12 protein-coding genes, 1 tRNA gene and 3 pseudogenes are annotated in these 15,567 nt (G+C 69.3%); 5 read left to right on the forward strand and 11 right to left on the reverse strand.

What is annotated here, in order from left to right:
- Window positions 1-15: 15 nt before the first annotated feature.
- The 3 genes from AQJ84_RS15735 to dcd are packed head-to-tail and all read right to left on the reverse strand — an operon-like array spanning window position 16 to window position 1,529.
- Window positions 16-414 carry a hypothetical protein gene (locus tag AQJ84_RS15735; RefSeq protein WP_030044326.1) on the reverse strand — a complete coding sequence of 133 codons (399 nt, stop codon included), beginning with the start codon at window positions 412-414 and terminating at the stop codon, window positions 16-18.
- Between the two features lie 19 nt (window positions 415-433).
- Window positions 434-943: a phosphoribosyltransferase gene (locus AQJ84_RS15740; RefSeq protein ID WP_030044325.1), complete on the reverse strand. Its 510-nt coding sequence runs from the start codon at window positions 941-943 to the stop codon at window positions 434-436.
- A 10-nt stretch (window positions 944-953) separates the two neighbouring features.
- A complete protein-coding gene (gene dcd / locus AQJ84_RS15745) occupies window positions 954-1,529 on the reverse strand; it encodes a dCTP deaminase (protein WP_030044324.1) in 576 nt (191 codons plus the stop codon).
- Window positions 1,530-2,029: 500 nt separating this feature from the next.
- Between dcd and AQJ84_RS15750 the strand changes: the two genes are divergently transcribed.
- Window positions 2,030-2,103: transfer RNA gene (locus AQJ84_RS15750), tRNA-Gly, on the forward strand.
- Window positions 2,104-2,182: 79 nt separating this feature from the next.
- Here AQJ84_RS15750 and AQJ84_RS40935 read toward each other — a convergent pair.
- The 7 genes and pseudogenes from AQJ84_RS40935 to AQJ84_RS15790 form a co-directional block, all read right to left on the reverse strand.
- A pseudogene (locus AQJ84_RS40935) lies at window positions 2,183-2,499 on the reverse strand (tyrosine-type recombinase/integrase); the annotation flags it as partial.
- A 593-nt stretch (window positions 2,500-3,092) separates the two neighbouring features.
- Window positions 3,093-4,232 carry an ABC transporter substrate-binding protein gene (locus tag AQJ84_RS15760; protein WP_030044322.1) on the reverse strand — a complete coding sequence of 380 codons (1,140 nt, stop codon included), beginning with the start codon at window positions 4,230-4,232 and terminating at the stop codon, window positions 3,093-3,095.
- A gap of 183 nt (window positions 4,233-4,415) precedes the next feature.
- Complete coding sequence (locus tag AQJ84_RS15765; protein WP_030044321.1) at window positions 4,416-4,910, reverse strand: MarR family winged helix-turn-helix transcriptional regulator; 495 nt, start codon at window positions 4,908-4,910, stop codon at window positions 4,416-4,418.
- A gap of 435 nt (window positions 4,911-5,345) precedes the next feature.
- Window positions 5,346-6,125: pseudogene (locus tag AQJ84_RS15775) on the reverse strand (ThuA domain-containing protein); the annotation flags it as partial.
- Between the two features lie 1,000 nt (window positions 6,126-7,125).
- Window positions 7,126-8,262: an ABC transporter substrate-binding protein gene (locus AQJ84_RS15780; RefSeq protein ID WP_030044319.1), complete on the reverse strand. Its 1,137-nt coding sequence runs from the start codon at window positions 8,260-8,262 to the stop codon at window positions 7,126-7,128.
- Between the two features lie 362 nt (window positions 8,263-8,624).
- Window positions 8,625-8,837 (reverse strand): hypothetical protein, encoded by a 213-nt coding sequence (locus tag AQJ84_RS15785; protein ID WP_030044318.1) that lies wholly within the window; start codon window positions 8,835-8,837, stop codon window positions 8,625-8,627.
- Window positions 8,838-8,876: 39 nt separating this feature from the next.
- Complete coding sequence (locus AQJ84_RS15790) at window positions 8,877-9,746, reverse strand: alpha/beta fold hydrolase (protein WP_053193104.1); 870 nt, start codon at window positions 9,744-9,746, stop codon at window positions 8,877-8,879.
- Between the two features lie 218 nt (window positions 9,747-9,964).
- Here AQJ84_RS15790 and AQJ84_RS43060 point away from each other — a divergent pair, with 218 nt between their 5' ends.
- The 3 genes and pseudogenes from AQJ84_RS43060 to AQJ84_RS15800 form a co-directional block, all read left to right on the forward strand.
- Entirely contained in the window at window positions 9,965-10,129 is a 165-nt protein-coding gene (locus tag AQJ84_RS43060) for a hypothetical protein (RefSeq protein WP_157875024.1), read from the forward strand.
- A gap of 9 nt (window positions 10,130-10,138) precedes the next feature.
- Entirely contained in the window at window positions 10,139-10,708 is a 570-nt protein-coding gene (locus AQJ84_RS15795) for a TetR/AcrR family transcriptional regulator (protein ID WP_053193107.1), read from the forward strand.
- A 178-nt stretch (window positions 10,709-10,886) separates the two neighbouring features.
- Window positions 10,887-11,752 (forward strand): annotated as a pseudogene (locus AQJ84_RS15800) (MFS transporter); the annotation flags it as partial.
- Window positions 11,753-12,001: 249 nt separating this feature from the next.
- On the opposite strand, the gene AQJ84_RS15805 reads toward AQJ84_RS15800, so the two are convergent.
- The gene (locus tag AQJ84_RS15805; RefSeq protein WP_030044314.1) at window positions 12,002-14,065 is read right to left on the reverse strand and encodes a glycoside hydrolase; all 2,064 of its coding nucleotides are present in this window, start codon (window positions 14,063-14,065) and stop codon (window positions 12,002-12,004) included.
- Window positions 14,066-14,681: 616 nt separating this feature from the next.
- Here AQJ84_RS15805 and AQJ84_RS15810 point away from each other — a divergent pair.
- Window positions 14,682-15,455: a polysaccharide deacetylase family protein gene (locus AQJ84_RS15810; protein ID WP_030044313.1), complete on the forward strand. Its 774-nt coding sequence runs from the start codon at window positions 14,682-14,684 to the stop codon at window positions 15,453-15,455.
- Window positions 15,456-15,567: the final 112 nt, after the last annotated feature.

A 15,567-nucleotide genomic window follows, 5' to 3' on the forward strand; every position in this document is an offset into this window, starting at 1 on the left:
TTTAGCCCTTGCCGGCTAGAAATCCGCGTCCTCCTCGGAGGGACGCACCGGCGCGTACTGCGTCAGCTCGCCGCCCCGGATCATCCACAGGCGGAAGAACGACTCCTCCTGATCCATGATCAAAAGCTGTACGGCATGAGGCTCCCGCCACGGCGCCCCGGCGACCCGCTGCCGGAGAGCGTCGAGATCGGCATGGTTGAGGACGCCCGCCCAGACCGCGCACTCGGGATGCTTCCCGCCGCCCCACCCTGAATCCGGACCGGTGATCAGACGCAGGAACCCGACACCGCGCACGCCCGGCACGCCCGGCTGCTCACGCCACGGAGCCTCATCCCGCAGCCAGTCGCTCAGGGCGTCGACGTGCGCCCCGTCGGAGAGATCCGCCGAGATCATCACGTGGGCGACCCAGCTCATGCCCCCGGCCGTTCCCGCGTCAAAGCGCTTCCTTGTTCTCCCTGGGCGCGGTCCCCGACTTGTGTACTGGAGGCAACACACTCCAGGGGAAGTTGATCCAGTCGTCGGTGCGCTTCCACACGTACTCGCACTTCACCAGCGACTGCGACTTCTCGTAGATGACGGCGCTGCGCACCTCGGCGACGGTGTCGAGGCAGAAGTCACGCACCAGCTTGAGTGTCTTGCCGGTGTCGGCGACGTCGTCGGTGATGAGGATCTTCTTGGAGGAGAAGTCGATGACGTTGGGGACGGGCGCGAGCATGACGGGCATGTCGAGGGTCGTCCCCACGCCTGTGTAGAACTCCACGTTCACCAGGTGGATGTTCTTGCAGTCGAGGGCGTAGGCGAGTCCTCCGGCGACGAACACGCCGCCCCGCGCGATGCTGAGCACGATGTCGGGCTCGTAGCCGTCGTCGGCGATGGTCTGGGCCAGCTCGCGCACGGCGGTGCCGAACACGTCGTACGTCAGGTTCTCCCGGACGTCGCTCATATCGCCGCCCTCACACCTGGGTCCGGTGGAAGTTGAGGAAGGACCGGGAGGCGGTGGGGCCGCGCTGACCCTGGTACCGGGACCCGTACCGCTCGCTGCCGTACGGGAATTCGGCCGGCGAGCTCAGCCGGAACATGCACAGCTGACCGATCTTCATACCGGGCCACAGCTTGATGGGCAGGGTGGCGAGGTTGGACAGCTCGAGGGTCACGTGCCCGGAGAACCCGGGGTCGATGAACCCGGCCGTGGAGTGCGTGACCAGGCCGAGCCGGCCGAGGGAACTCTTGCCCTCGAGCCGGGAGGCGAGATCGTCGGGCAGCGTGATGACCTCGTAGGTCGAGGCGAGAACGAACTCCCCGGGGTGCAGGATGAACGGCTCGTCCCCCTCCGGCTCGACGAGCCGCGTGAGGTCCGCCTGCTCGATGGCCGGGTCGATGTGGGGGTACCGGTGGTTCTCGAACACCCGGAAGTAACGGTCGAGCCGTACGTCGATACTGGACGGCTGCACCATGGATTCGTCGAATGGATCGATCCGCACGCGCCCGGCGTCGATCTCGGCCCGGATGTCCTTGTCTGAGAGAAGCACGCCCCGAGGATACGCAAGGCGCGCGGACCGACCACCATCGGACGGCCAGCGCGCCTGGTATCCATCCCTCAGCGCTTCTCCAAGGTCACCGGCACCGCACTGCGGAGCCGCGCACACCGTGGACACCGGACGAGCCGCCCGGGACCGAGCCGCTCGGCCTGCTGCATCGGGAACGAAGTGGTGCTGAACACGTGCCCGTCGGCACATCGGACGACGGTGCGCTCCATCAAGTCCATGAGTCCCTTCCCCAAGAGCCGCGTCTGGGCTACTGCTTGCCTGACGACAAAAGCCACATTACGGGATCAAAGAGACGACCCTCCAGGCGGCACTCCGACCCACCCGGCCCCTCTCCCACGTCTCCACCGTACGCCCCAACTCCGGCCCCCCGCAGCCCCGTCACACCCCCCACGACGCGACAGGGCCCACGGCTTCAGCGCCGGGGGCCCCACATGAGGTAAAGTGACCACGCGTTCCGACACCGGTTCCGACCGGCGTCTTACGCGGGTGTAGTTTAATGGTAGAACATCAGCTTCCCAAGCTGAGAGCGCGAGTTCGATTCTCGTCACCCGCTCCACGCGAAACCCCCGGGTCAGGGATCCGGGGGTTCTTTGTCGTCTAGACCGGTGGGCCGGTCGCGCACCACAACCGCACCATTAGCTCTCGGCAGCAGCCTCCTCGCGGTGGTGCGCGGGGTCGTCCGTGTGGCACTTCGCACGCTCGGCGCACACCAGGTCGTCGAGCCCGGCAGCCACCTCCCGCTGCCCGCTCCTCGTCGGAGTGCTGGTAGACCAGCGCGGCCTTCTCGGAGGACTGCCCGGCTCGGACCATCGTGTCCTCGAGGGTGGCGCCGGAGCGGGCCGAAAGGGTGTGCCCGGTGTGACGGCGGTCGTGGAAGCGGTATCCGTCCGGGAGGCCAACGACCCCGCGAGCCCTGCCACTTCCGACCGAAGGAGGTGCGCCGGACGGGAGCGCAGGTTCGGGCCGAGGGCCGCCCACGCCTTGAGCTTGCCCTCGTAGGAGTGCTTGATGTGCTCGATGACGATCGAGGGGGTGACGAAGGTGGCGTCGGGGAAGGCGTCGGCAAGGACCTCGCCTGTTCTTGCTGCCGGCCGGGAAGTCGAGGTCGAGGACCTTGAAGGAGAGGGGGCGGCGGTGAGGGCGGCCAGCCGCCGGTCGATCTCGTCGGCGGTGGCGTGGCCTTGGGCCAGGGTGGCGACTCGGTCGCGGTCCGCGGCGCGGGACGTCCACCGGCCCTGGGTACGCCGCACCGAACCCCACCGCCTCACCCGGCCCCCGACCGCCACGGGTTTCGCAACCTCCGCGACGCGACCGCCGCGAGACCGGCGGCCGCGCCGAAACCCACACGCCCGGGCCCTGGACGGCCTCCCGGCTCGAAGAGCAGGCCCCAGGCCAGGCGTCACGACGTCGGCAAGACGGTCAACTCGCTGAGTCTATCAAGGAACGCCCAGCTCACCGAGGCAACCGTCAAGCTCAGGCGGCCGTGTGGGTGGCCATGACTTCCACCCCTCTGGTGGGGAGCAAAGGGAGGCGGAGAAGGACCCGTCAGCCCTGGGTGCCGTCCTGGTCGACGGGGTACAGGCCGAGCACGCCCTTCGGGTCGGAGGGGTTCACGCCCTTGACGTCGCCGACATAGAGGTTGACGCGGGCCTTGTAGCGGTCGAGGGCGGTGCGGTTGTTCATGAACTCGCCGAGACCGAGCGGGTTCATGTTCTCGTAGTCGAAGATGCCCTTGCGGCCCGCCGGCGCGGCGACGTCGGTGCGGGCGCTCCAGGTGCCGATGGAGTTCTGTTGGGCATCCTTGGACAGCAGCCAGCTCAGGTAGAGCTTGGCGGCGGCCTTGTGCGGGGCATCCTTGAGGATGGCACCGGTCTGCGGCCAGGCGACCCACGGCGACCTCTTCGGCAGGGTGGTCTCAGCGACGCCCGGGGCGCCTCCGCTCGTGCCGAAGCTCGCCACGTAGTCACCGGAGCCGACCAGGTCGGCGGAGTCCTGGGTGCCGCGTACGAACTTCGGGTTCTGGGCGAGCAGCTTCTTCAGATAGTCGAAGCCGTACTTGTCGGTGAGCTGTTTGAAGTAGTAGAGGACGGCGTCGTCGTCGTTCGGGTAGGTGAAGACGAGCTTGTTCTTGAACTCGGGCTTGAGGAAGTCCTTGGCCTCGACGGGCGCGTCGTCACCGAGCTTGGTGGCCGTGACGTTGGAGAAGGCGAAGAAGAACAGGCCGGTGTAGTAGCCGTCCTTGTCCTTGATCTGGTCGAAGACCTTGTTCCAGCCGACCGGCTTGTACTTCTGCAGCACGCCTTCCTTCTTCCAGCGCGGGAAGTCGTCGACGGTCTGGAGGTGGACGACGTCGGCAACCACGTGGTGCTCGGCGATCTGGTTGTCGACGCGGGCGTCGTGGTTCTTGCTGAAGTCGACGACGATGTCGACCTTCATCTTGGGGAACTTCTTGACGAACGCGTCCTTGAGGTAGTCCGCCTGGCCCGGCTTGTCACCGCCGGCGTAGACGACCAGGCGGCCGCCCTCGGCCACGGCTTCCTTGTACAGCTTCTGCAGCTGGTCTTCTTCACTCGTGGGCTTGGGGGCGGACTTGGGGGAAGGGGTGGCGGCGGCGACGGTGGCACCGCTCGCGGCCAGGACGCCCAGGGCGACGGCGACGGCCCATGCCTTGTGGGGGGACTTCACACTCGACTCCTTCGTGGTGGGGCAGGAAGGGGAAGCAGCTTGATAGTTCAAGCATCTACCTTCACCTTAGGGTCGATATTGCAAATCTGCAAGATATTGCGATGGGTGCCTGGGTGGTCGCGCAGAGAAGTCGGGGAGGGGGTGTGGGAGTTCGGCAGGCTCGTCTCTGCCTCTGGAGGGAGGTCAGCGGCGCCAGGGGAGGTCGGCGGGGAAGGCCGGGCGGTCCGGGCCCGTGAGGCCGGCGAGGATGATCTCGCACGCTTCACCGAAGGCGCGCGCCTGCTCGGGCGTCAGCCGGTCGAAGACGGCAGCCCGGACGGTGGCGACGTGACTGGGGGCGGCCTGCTCAAGGGCGGTCAGCCCCTCCTCCGTCAGCACGGCGAGCTGGGCCCGCCCGTCCCCCGGCGCATCCTCGCGGCGCACCCAGCCGCGCTCCTCCATGCGGGTGACGGTGTAGGAGAGCCGTGTCCGGGCGATCTTCAGCTGTTCGGCGAGGTCTGTCATGCGCAGCCGTCGCTCTGGGGCCTCCGAGAGGAACACCATCACCGAGTAGTACAGGTGGCTGAGGCCGGACTTGTGTCGCAGTTCCTGGTCGAGAGCGTCTTCCAGTACCAGGCCGAGGTCGCGGTAGGCACGCCAGGCGCGCTGCTCCTCGGGGGAGAGCCAACGGGGTTCCATGGATCGCACTCTAGTGAGAGCTGCTTCGAGGGTCGTCTCTCCGACCGGGTTCCGGGGCCTGAAGGCGCCGGGGAGTGATTGCCGGAACGCGCGGAAGAGCCGGATCTTGTCGTCGGATGCCGACGACGTCACGTCCTGGGTGGCCGGCCTGATCCAGCAGCGCCTGGGCACACACCTTGGCCCACACCTGCCGGGTGACTCGGCCGGACCCTGCCTCGTACCGAGCCGCCGCCGTGAGAGCCAGGCCTGGGTGGCCTGCCGCGCAGGGGAGCCGGCCGAGCGAGAGCAGCGGGCGCTTCACATCGGCCTTGCTCGCATCGCCTTGGCACTGCCGGTCAGCCTGATGCCGTAACAGACGCCCTCGACGAGCGACGTCCGTCAGTACGCGACGGTGATGCGGCGGCGGATCGCCGTGCCGTCGACGAGCGGCCGCTAGCCGCTCTCCGGCCGGCAGTCCGCCTCGACGGCGCCGGTGGCCCACTGGATCCCGCCCAACAGGTGCTGACGGACGGCGGGTTCGGCGAAGGACTCCTTGCTGTGGCCGATGCCGGTGTAGAAGGAGCGGCCGCCCTGGTAGTTCTGGCACCAGGCGATCGGATGGTCGCCGTTCATGGTGCCGCCCCAGTACGAGGACTCGTCGACGGAGGCCAGGACGCGGACCCGTTCCCGGGGATTCGAGCGGAAGTTGTACCACTCGTCGGTGCGGTTCCAGGTGGTGGGCAGGTCAGCGGTCGCCGGGTGGGCGCGGTCCTCGACGTGCACCGTGGCACGCATCGGCCACCACGGATGCGACTCGAAGTAGGCACCGACGAGCCCTCCGTAGAACGCCCAGTCGTACTCGGTGTCGGCGGCCGCGTGGATGCCGACGTAGCCCCCGCCACTGCGGATGTAGCCCTCGAAGGCCGTCTCCTGGGCGGCGTTCAGGACGTCACCGGTCGTCGACAGGAACACGACCGCGTCGTAGCGCCCGAGGTTGTCGGCCGTGAAGTTTCCGGCGTCCTCCGTCGCGTCGACCGTGAAGCCGCCCGTCTCGCCGAGCTGTTTCACCGCCGCGATGCCGGCGGAGACCGAGCCGTGGCGGAAGCCGGCCGTCTTGGAGAACACCAGCACCCGTGTGCCGTCCTGCTTCGCCTGTGACACGGCCGGTCCCGAGACGCAGCCCAGGAGCACGGCCGCTCCGACGACTGATGTTGTCAGTCGGTTGATCGATCGCATGCTGTGTATGTCCCTCTCATCCGGTGGTGAATGTGAAGTCGAGTGGCGACCTCTGCGCACTCGCTCCGACGCGAACGGTGATCACGCCCATACGGGCCGGACGGTGAGGTTCTCCAGCTGCGCGGAACCCCCTGCGGGGAAACCTGGCCGGTGTCCGATGCCCGGGAACACCACTCCCTCGCCCCAGCCCGGATCCGCCGCTGCCGGCCGGGGCGGTGGCAGCGCGCGGGCCGCTTCCGGCCGGGGCGGTGGCACCGCGCGGACGGCCGTTTCGTTGTCGAGTCGCGCGCCGAGACGACCGGTTGCTGAACGACCGGCCGAGCTGCATCGGGCGTCCGGCGAACCGGACCCGGATGCGTTCGTCACAGCGGACATGGGGTGTGGTCTCCGTCGACATGGGGGGTGGGGAGGCCGTTGGAGCGGAGTGTCCGGAGACGTTACTTGAGGGTTCACGCTCACAGGTCGACTGCCGTGAACTGTGGGGATTTCCCTACGGCTTGATAGGAACTTGCGGCCGGAGGTTTCGCGACGTCGAGGCGGATGAGCGTCAAACGTGCGACGGGGTGCCGTGTGCGGCAGGCGATTCACATCGGCCTTGCTCGCGTCGCCTTGGCACTGCCGGTCGGTCTGGCGTCGAGATCCTGTCCGGCATGGGGCAGGAAGGCGCTGTTGTGTCTGATCGGCAATTCCGACACCGGCAGGGCTGTGCACTCACAAGCCCGCCCGACTTGGACATCCGAACCAGCCGGCCAAGCGCAGAGCCCGCTCACACTCGCTTCCGCCCACCGCGCTTCGAAGCCGTGCCCTAGCGTGCCCGTGAGAGCGGACAACCACGAGGACCCGCATCTCTCACGCCTGCTCGTGTGGCTTGACGATCTGGCTGCCCTCCAACCGGGAGCAGCCGCTGACCGAACATCAGCTGATCAAACCGGACACCCCGCGAGAACGACGCAGCCCTGGCGGCGTGGCCCACCGGTGGGACCTGCGACCCCGCCCATGGTCACGCTCCGGGGTGCAGCCCGAGCCAGCCCGTCGTGGGGTCGCCCTTGACCTCGCCGAAGTACAGGGCGAACGTCTGCTTCCAGCGCTCCACTTCGGCACGGTCGGCCATGAAGCGGGGGAAGCCGTCGAGGTGGGCGTTCGGGTACTCCCAGATCGGCTTCAGCCCGCCCGCGGGAGTGACGTCGGTCCGTACCGACCAGCCGAAGCGGGCTGCTTGCTGCCGTTCGGCGGACAGCACCCAGTTGATGTAGAGCTTGGCCGCGGTCGGGTTCTTGGCCTGTCTCAGGACCGCGAGGCGCTGCCCCCAGGCCACGAACGGATGCCCGTCGGCCACCGCCCACCGCACGGGCTGCGACGCCGACGCCGCCAGGGACCCCGACCCGCCGACACCGATCGCCGCCTGGCCGCCGCTCACCGCGTCCTCGGGGAAATCGGTGCCCCGCCCGAACCGCACGTCCTGTGCGGCCAACCGGGCCACCCAGTCCCAGCCGTACCGCTCGGCGTACAGCGTGTAGAGATACAGGACCGCGTCGTCGTCATGCGGGTACGACGAGGCGATCTTCCCCTTCCACTTCGGGTCGACCAGGTCGAGCGGAGTGCGCGGCGCGTCCGAACCGACCGCCGCCGGGCCGTACATGAAGCTGAAGCCGATCACCGCGCCCGCCACCCAGGCGCCCTGCGGGTCCCGGAAGCGGTGGTGCAGCTTGGAGAACCCGGCGGGCTTGTAGGGCAGCAGACGGCCTTGCTCCTTCCAGCGCGCGAAGTCGTGCAAAGTCTGCAGCTGGACGAGGTCGGGGACGAGGCTGCCGGTCGCGAGCTGGTTGTCGACACGGGTGCCGTGGTACTTGCTGTAGTCCACGACAAGCGTCATGTCGATGCCCGGGAAACGCCGCGTGAAGCCCGCCTTGACGGCGTCCAGCTGGTTCGGCGTGTCACCGCCGGCGTAGAGCACGAGCTTGCCGCCCTCGGCGAGGGCGGCCCGGTACAGCTCGTCGAGCGTCCTGGTCTCCTCGGGGCCGGAGGCGTGCCGGGGCGCGGAAGGAGAGGCTGTGGCCGGAGCCGCGGCGGCGCCGAGACCGAGGGCGGCACCCGCGCCCGTGGCGAGGACACGTCGCCTGCTGAGGAATCTGGACATGTAGGAAAGACCTACCTCTCTGCTGGGGGGAAGCACGAGGTCCGGCGCCATGGGCACGGGCCATGACCAGGGCGTATGCCGAGTGCAGATAGCGCGTGGTCCCTACGGGGTCTCCGGTACTCGGACGGACCGCCGGACGTGGTGGCGATCCTGCCGCTGTTCGCCACCGGCAACGAGCCACTGCTTTCCCTACGAGCGGTCTTCCTACGACTGACAGGGACAGGCTATGGAGAGGGCGGAGCAGGAGTTTGCCCGGTTCGTGCGAACTTGGTCCGGTTGACGTTGGCGGCGAGCCCCACCGCCGGATGCCGAGCCCACACCGAGCGGGGTATAAGGCGCCTCGGCTCAGACCTTCTCCGGACTCACGCGGGTGACCGCACCGGCCCCGTCGCCCTGTGGACGGCCGGCAGCACCGCTGCGCCAGAGTCCCGGGCGTGGGGGTCGGTCGCCTCGTAGGTCACGGTCCGCCCGAGCCGGGTGCTGAACACCTCGGCCAGGTCCTCTCCGCTGATGGCCGGGTACTGTCCGGCGGAGACCACACCGGTGACGTCCGCGACCCGGTCCCGGTTACGCACTACACCCGAACGCGGGTGGCCACAGCGCTTTCGGGACGGTCAGGCCACCGCGTTCAGCAGGTCGGCCAGCACATCAGGCCGTTCCAGGGCGATGAAGTGGCCGGCCTTCGGCACCTGCGTGAACTCGGCGGCTGGCAGCAGCTTCTTGTTGGCCTCCCGGTCCGAGGGCCGGGACCAGTCCTTCTCCCCGTAGACGAGGTGGACGGGCGCCTTGACCTCGGGGTAGCGCGAGCGGGCCGCGATGAGGCTGGGCAGGGCCTGGTACACGGCCCGGGCGACGGTGGGGTAGCCGGGGCGGCTGCCCACGCGGAGGAGCTCGTCGAGGTAGTCCTCGCGCAGGGCGCTCTTGTCGCCGAGGCCGCCCTGAAGGATCGCGCGCACGACGGGCTTGGGCTGGACCCCGGCCATCACGGGGCCCACGCCGGGTGCGAGGACACCACCGACCACCACCCGGGCGAGGAGGCTGGAGCGGGAGATGCCGCCGCGGAAGTCGTAGGTGTTGACCGCGACGACGCGTCGGACGCGCTCGGGGAGATCGGCCGCGGTGGTCAGGGCCAGCACCGCGCCCATGGACTCGCCGACCAACGTCACGTCGTGCAGGTCGAGTTCGGTCAGCAGCCGCTCGACGCCCGCACGCATCGCGGGTTCGTCGTACGACGCCCCGGGCACGATCTCCGAGTAGCCCATCCCCGGCAGATCCAGGGCGTAGACCGTGTAGTGGTCCGCGATCAGCGGGATGAGGAGGCGGAAGTGCTCGGCCTGGGTGCGCACGGTGTGCAGCAGGACCAGGGGGGCGCCGGTGCCCGCCTTGAGGTAGCGAAGCTGTCCCTCACGGCCGCCGCGAGGGGGGATCGTGTGGCTGGTGGTCCCCGGAATGTGGATCGTGGGACGTGACTCTTGGTTGGGCATCTCGCCGACTCCTTGTGGGTGAGGGGGGCACCAAAACGGTCACGACTCGCTCCGGAGAGCGTGAAACCGATCGGTTTCCAGTAGAGTAAACCGATCGGTTTCCAGGCGCAAGTCCGGGCGAGGCCCGGTTCACCGGAGCGGTCCGCGCCCGTGACCGCCTGCCGCCTGGGATGACGAGCTCTCCGCCGGTCTGACCGGCGGCGCTATCGCTGCTCAGCGTGACCTTCACCGACCCGGCCGAAAGGCCGAAAGCCTTCGGCATCTTCAGTGCGTTGTCAGATGCGGGCGCCGCGGTCGGACTCCTGCTCGGCGGCATGCTGACCGAGCCCTCGCCGGAGACCTCCGGAAACCGATCGGTTTTCATTTCGTCCACTCCGGGTTAACCTCACGACATGAGCACCGAAGTGAAACTGAGCCCCAGGGAGCGGCTGCTGGAGGCGGCGGCCACGCTCACCTACCGAGACGGCGTCAACATCGGCGTCGAGGCGCTGTGCAAGGCGGCGGGGGTGTCGAAGCGCTCCATGTATCAGCTGTTCGAGAGCAAGGACGAACTCCTGGCAGCGAGCCTGAAGGAGCGCGCCTCCGCCTACGTGGCAACTCTCCTGCCCGCGATGGACGACGGCCGGTCACCCCGCGAGCGGATCCTGCACGTTTTCGAGCAGGTGGAATCGCAGGCAGGAGCGCCCGAGTTCCGAGGTTGTCGGTATCTGGCCGTGCAGATCGAGCTCAAGGACCAGAGTCACCCTGCGAGCCGCGTGGCCCGCCAGGTCAAGGCGAACCTGACGGCCTTCTTCCGCGCCGAGGCCGAGCAGGGCGGGGCGGGCGATCCGGATCTGCTGGCCCGGCAGCTCAGCCTGGTCTTCGACGGCGCGAGCGCCCGCGCGGGGATTCAGGCCGACAACTTGACCGGGCTCGTCGCGCCCACCGTGACGACCCTGCTCGACGCGGCAGGCGTGCACTGACGCATCGCCGCCCAGAAGACTCCCTCACCTCCCGGCACCCACTGGAAGCCCGATGGCGGTAAGCGTGTTGCCGAGCATGCCGCAGGCGAAGAAGCTTGCGGTCTTGTCGGCATCAGCGCCCAGCGACAGGTGCACGGTTTCCCAGATACTCATCCAGCCGGCCCGGACGACCTCACGCGCCGGCGCGGTCGTGCCGCTCAGCGACTGGTCGTGGCGGCTGGTCTACCTCTGGGGCTCGCTCGGCGTCCTGCTCGTCCTGTTCGCCCGCCACCTCAGGGAGTCACCCCGCCGGCTCGAAAGCAGGGGAGAGCACGCCAAGGCCGACGCGGTCCTGCGGGAGATCGAGGCGAGCGTGGCGGCGGAGAAGGGCCCCCTCCCCGAGCCCGCGCCCCCGGTCGACGAAACGCCGCCGGCGAAGGCACCGCTGCGGCTGCTCCTCCAGAAGAAGTACCTGTACCCGACGCTGCTGCTCACGGTGCTGTGGATGACGCAGACCATCGGCTTCTTCGGCTACTCGAGCTGGGCACCCACCCTGCTGGCCAAGGAGGGCTCCAGCGTCGAGAAGTCCGTCTTCTACGTGGCCCTGACCACGGTCGGCGCCCCACTCGGCTGTGACCTGGCGTCGCTGGTCACCGACCGGTTCGAGCGCAAGTGGCGCCTGGTCGTCTTCGGTTCGGTGATCGCGGTGTGCGGCCTGCTGTACGGGCTCACCTTCAACCCGGTCCTCATCCTCGTGTTCGGCTTCCTGGTGAACCTCTTCGAGCGCGGCTACACCGCCCTCGCCTACACCTACTCCCCCGAGCTCTTCGACACCCGCGGCCGCTCCTTGGGCACGAGCGTCTCCTACGGCCTCGGCCGGCTCTCGAACGCCGCCGGCCCACTGATCGTCGCGGCCCTTACACCGGCAACGGCTATCGGAGCGTCTTCTACTTCATCGCCGGCACCTGGATGGTCGGCGCGATCACCCTGGCCGTCGTCGGCCCCCTGACCCGCTCGGCGCGCCTCGCCGAGGCGGAGCGGAAACGTGCGAGCGTCCCTGCCTGAGGCGGGGCGACCCGACCGACGTGGTGGCCGCCGCCCTGCCTGCGATCACCCGGCAACGGCAGGGAGCGACATCCTCGGCAAGCACATCGCGAGCATCACGCTGAAGCCAGAACTCCCGCCGACGGCCCGCGACGACCACCCCAGATGGCTCGACGCCCCCGAGCCGTCGCCGCCGGGACACGGCGGCGACGGGCGGGGGCGTCGCAGGTGGGGGGCGAGGTGGCCGACGGATGCCGGCGGGCAGGCGTGTTACTCGGTCTGCGCGGCGGCGGCGGTCGTCACGTCCGTCACCTTCCAGCGCTGGTTGGTGCCGGAGTTCGCCAGCCATACGCCCACGCCGGCGCCCTCGTTGGTGGACTGGCCGTTGACGTCCGCGAGTCGGCCGGTGGCGGCGTTGACGAGGGTCCAGGTGCCGTCGCCGGTGGTGGACATGATCCACTGGGCGGCGCTGTCGGGGCGGCCTTCGGCGGGCTCGGCCACCAGGGCGCCGTCCCGGACGGCGAGCCGCTTGTCCTCGGAGGCCTCGGCGAAGGTGTAGCGCTTGCGGTTGTCGGTGCCGGTGATCCGCTCCAGGCGCCACTGCTGACCACTGGGGTCGGTGGAGTCGGCGCTCTTGATGACGAGGCCGGTGCCGTTGTCCGCGATGGTGAGGTCCTTGCCGCTCTGGACGCCGGTCAGCCGGTAGGTGTGGCCCTTGCGCAGCTCGGCCGCGTCCTTGGCGACGCCGGAGACTCCCTTGACGAGGAAGGACGTCACGGACTGGGCGGGCACGGTGAGGGTGGCCTGCTTGCCGGTGACCCGGACGGGCCTCTGCTTGTCCAGCTTGCCGTCGGCGCTGGTCACCACCGGGGTGACGGTGGCGTGGGAGGAGATCCGGCCGAACTTCGACAGGTCGAGGGTGACGTCGCGCGCCTCGGTGGTGCTGTTGACGTGGACGACCGTCGCCGCGTTGCCCTTCTTGGAGATGGCCGCGGTGCTGGAGGTGTCGTCCGTCTTGATCAGCCGGTCGCCGGGCTTGATGTAGTGGGTGAAGTTGCGGGCCGTGTCGAACTTCGTGTTCGTGTAGATCGGGCAGGTCTTGAGGGTGTCCGCGGACGTGCAGCTGAACGGGAGCTGGATCTCGCCCCAGTTGCCGCCCTTCGCGGACTCGCCGCCGGGCTTCATGTTGTCGTAGTCCTCGACGGGCTGCCAGAACACCCAGGCGCTGGGCTCCAGTTCACGCAGGTCGTCGACCATGCGCTGGGCCAGGCCCAGGCCGGGCCGCATGTCCGTGAAGCTCTGGCCGTCGCCCCAGTCGCCCTCGACCTCGCTCATCCACAGCGGCTTGTCCGCGGCCTTGGCCAGGTCGCGCACGGTGGTGCGCTGGCCGGTGCCGTAGGTGTGGACGTTCATCTGGCCGACGAGGTCGCGGACCTCCTGGGGGTAGGAGTTCCAGTTGGTGGCGAACAGACCCGGGTTGGTCTCGTCCATCGCGGAGATCTCCGCGTTCGTCCTGGACGCCTCCAGGGTCGGGGCCAGCGCGCGGATCACCTTCTGCTGGAGCTCGGGGCCGATGTGGGCGCCCTCCTGCCGGCCGCCGACGGGCTCACCGTCCGCACCGAGCTTGGTGCCCCAGTAGTTGGTGTTCGGCTCGTTGAACGGGTCGAGCGTGTCGACCTTGATGCCGTGCGCCTTCTCCAGGCGCTCGGTGGCCCCCACCAGGTACTTGGCGAAGTCCTCCACGGACTCGGTCTTCAGCTGGTCCTTGCCCGCGTCGAAGTTGCCGGAGACGTACCCGCTCTCGGTCATGAACCACGGCGGCGAGTTGCTGAACGTCTCCCAGTGGGTGATGTCCTTCTTGATGCGGTCGATCCACCACCGCTGCGTCTTGTCGGCCTTGTTGTTCCAGTCGGCGGGGTCGTCGGCGTCCCACCAGTCGACGTCCTCGCGGGTGGTGCCGGCCGGGGCCTTCCACCAGCCCTCGACCGCCCCTCCGGCGCGCAGGTAGTCCTTGACGTCCGGGGCGTTGCCGCCGCCGATGTTGTAGCGGGCGATGTTGAGGGCGAGGCCGTCGTCCCCGAAGAGGAGCTGGGCCAGCTTCTCGCGTACCGCGGGCGGGTAGTCGCCGGTGGCGTTGGCGAACCAGACCAGGCTCGTGCCCCACCCCTCGAACCTCTCCTGCTGGTAGGAGGGGTCGGGCCGGACGGTGACCGAGGCGGTGGCGGTCGGCTCCGCGGGCGCGGCCGGCACCGAGGTGGCGGCCAGGACGGTCCCGGTGGCGAGGGCCGTGATGCCGATGCCCAGGAGCCTTCTCCTACGGGTGGGGTGTGCCATCTCGAGTACTCCAGCTCTTCTGTGCGCCGCGCGTCCCGGCGGGGAACAGAGATCGGGGCCTGCGTGGTGGGGGTCGGGAGGCGGTATGTTTACGTAAACATCCAGTAGGCGTGATGTCTACACGGTGCGGATCTCGGCGGTCAAGGAGTCTGCCGGGACCGAAAGTTGCGTAGCCGAGCTACCGCGCGCGGTCACGCGACGCTCCGGCGTCGGACACGGGCGAGCCCCCGTCGGACACGGGCGAGCCCCCGTCGGACATGGGCAAGCCCCCGTCGGACACGGGCGAGCCCCGTCGGACACGGGCCAGCCGTCCGGACACGTGCTGGCTCCGCGGCATCGAAGGCCACCTCCCACCGGCCCCACCCGGCCCCACCCGGCCCTGCCCGGCCCCGTCGTGCCTCGCGTCCCTCGAGGTGGCCTGTCTGCCGGGTCGGCCGCACGACGTGTGCGCGGGTCCCGGCCGCTGCTCGTCTAGTGTCCGCGAGTTGTCCGCGAACTCCCCCGGGATTGTCCGTGATCGGTAACGGACGCATCCCGAGGGCGCCGTCGCTCGTCCTGCCAGGTGGTCGCGGGTCGACCGAGGATCGGTGCGGAACTGCGCGAAGGCGGGGCGGACATGGCACGGCACAGCGGCGGGCGGGGCTGGTACGGCAAGGTGGTCGGGGCGGCGCTGGGGGTGACGGTGCTCGCTGCCGGTGCCGCGGCGTGGACCGCGCAGGCCGGTGCCGTGGTCGGATCGTCACCGAAGGCGACCACGTCGGCCACGCCGGCCGGTGACGTCAAGCCGGTCGAGGCGACCATCGCGCACGCGTCGGACGCGGGCAGGCGCGGCGTCAACATCACCATCGACGACGGGCCCGACCCCGTGTGGACCCCGCAAGTCCTCGACGTGCTGCGGGAGCACGGGGTGAAGGCCACGTTCTGCATGGTGGGGACCCAGGCCCAGGCCCACCCGGACCTCGTGAAGAAGGTGGTCGCCGCCGGGCACCGGCTGTGCGACCACTCGGTGTCGCACGACACCACCATGGACAAGCAGTCCCAGGCCTACCAGTCGCAGCAGATCCTCGACGCCGAGCGCATGATCACCGAGGCGTCCGGGGGCGTACGGCCGATGTACTACCGGGCGCCCGGCGGAGCCTTCACCCCCTACAGCCGCACGCTCGCCGCCTCCCGGGGCATGCGCCCGCTGGGCTGGAACGTGGACACCAAGGACTTCGAGCGGCCGGGCACGGACGCCATCGTCGCCACAGTCGAGCGTGAGTTGCCAGGCGGGCCGACACTCCTCTTCCATGACGCGGGCGGTGACCGCTCCCAGACCGTCGAGGCCCTGCGCCGTCTCCTCCCCCAACTCAAGGAGCAGGGCTACTCCTTCGGCTTCCCGGTGCGCTGAGCCCCGCGGGCCGCGGGTGCACCAGTGGCCTGCTCGACTCCGATCCGTGGGGGGGAACCGCTCGAAACCCCCTCGCCGGACGGCCGCCGCCTGCGTAGGGTCCCGCTTCGAT

Origin of the sequence: Streptomyces resistomycificus (assembly GCF_001514265.1) — a bacterium.
GTDB lineage: Bacteria > Actinomycetota > Actinomycetes > Streptomycetales > Streptomycetaceae > Streptomyces > Streptomyces resistomycificus.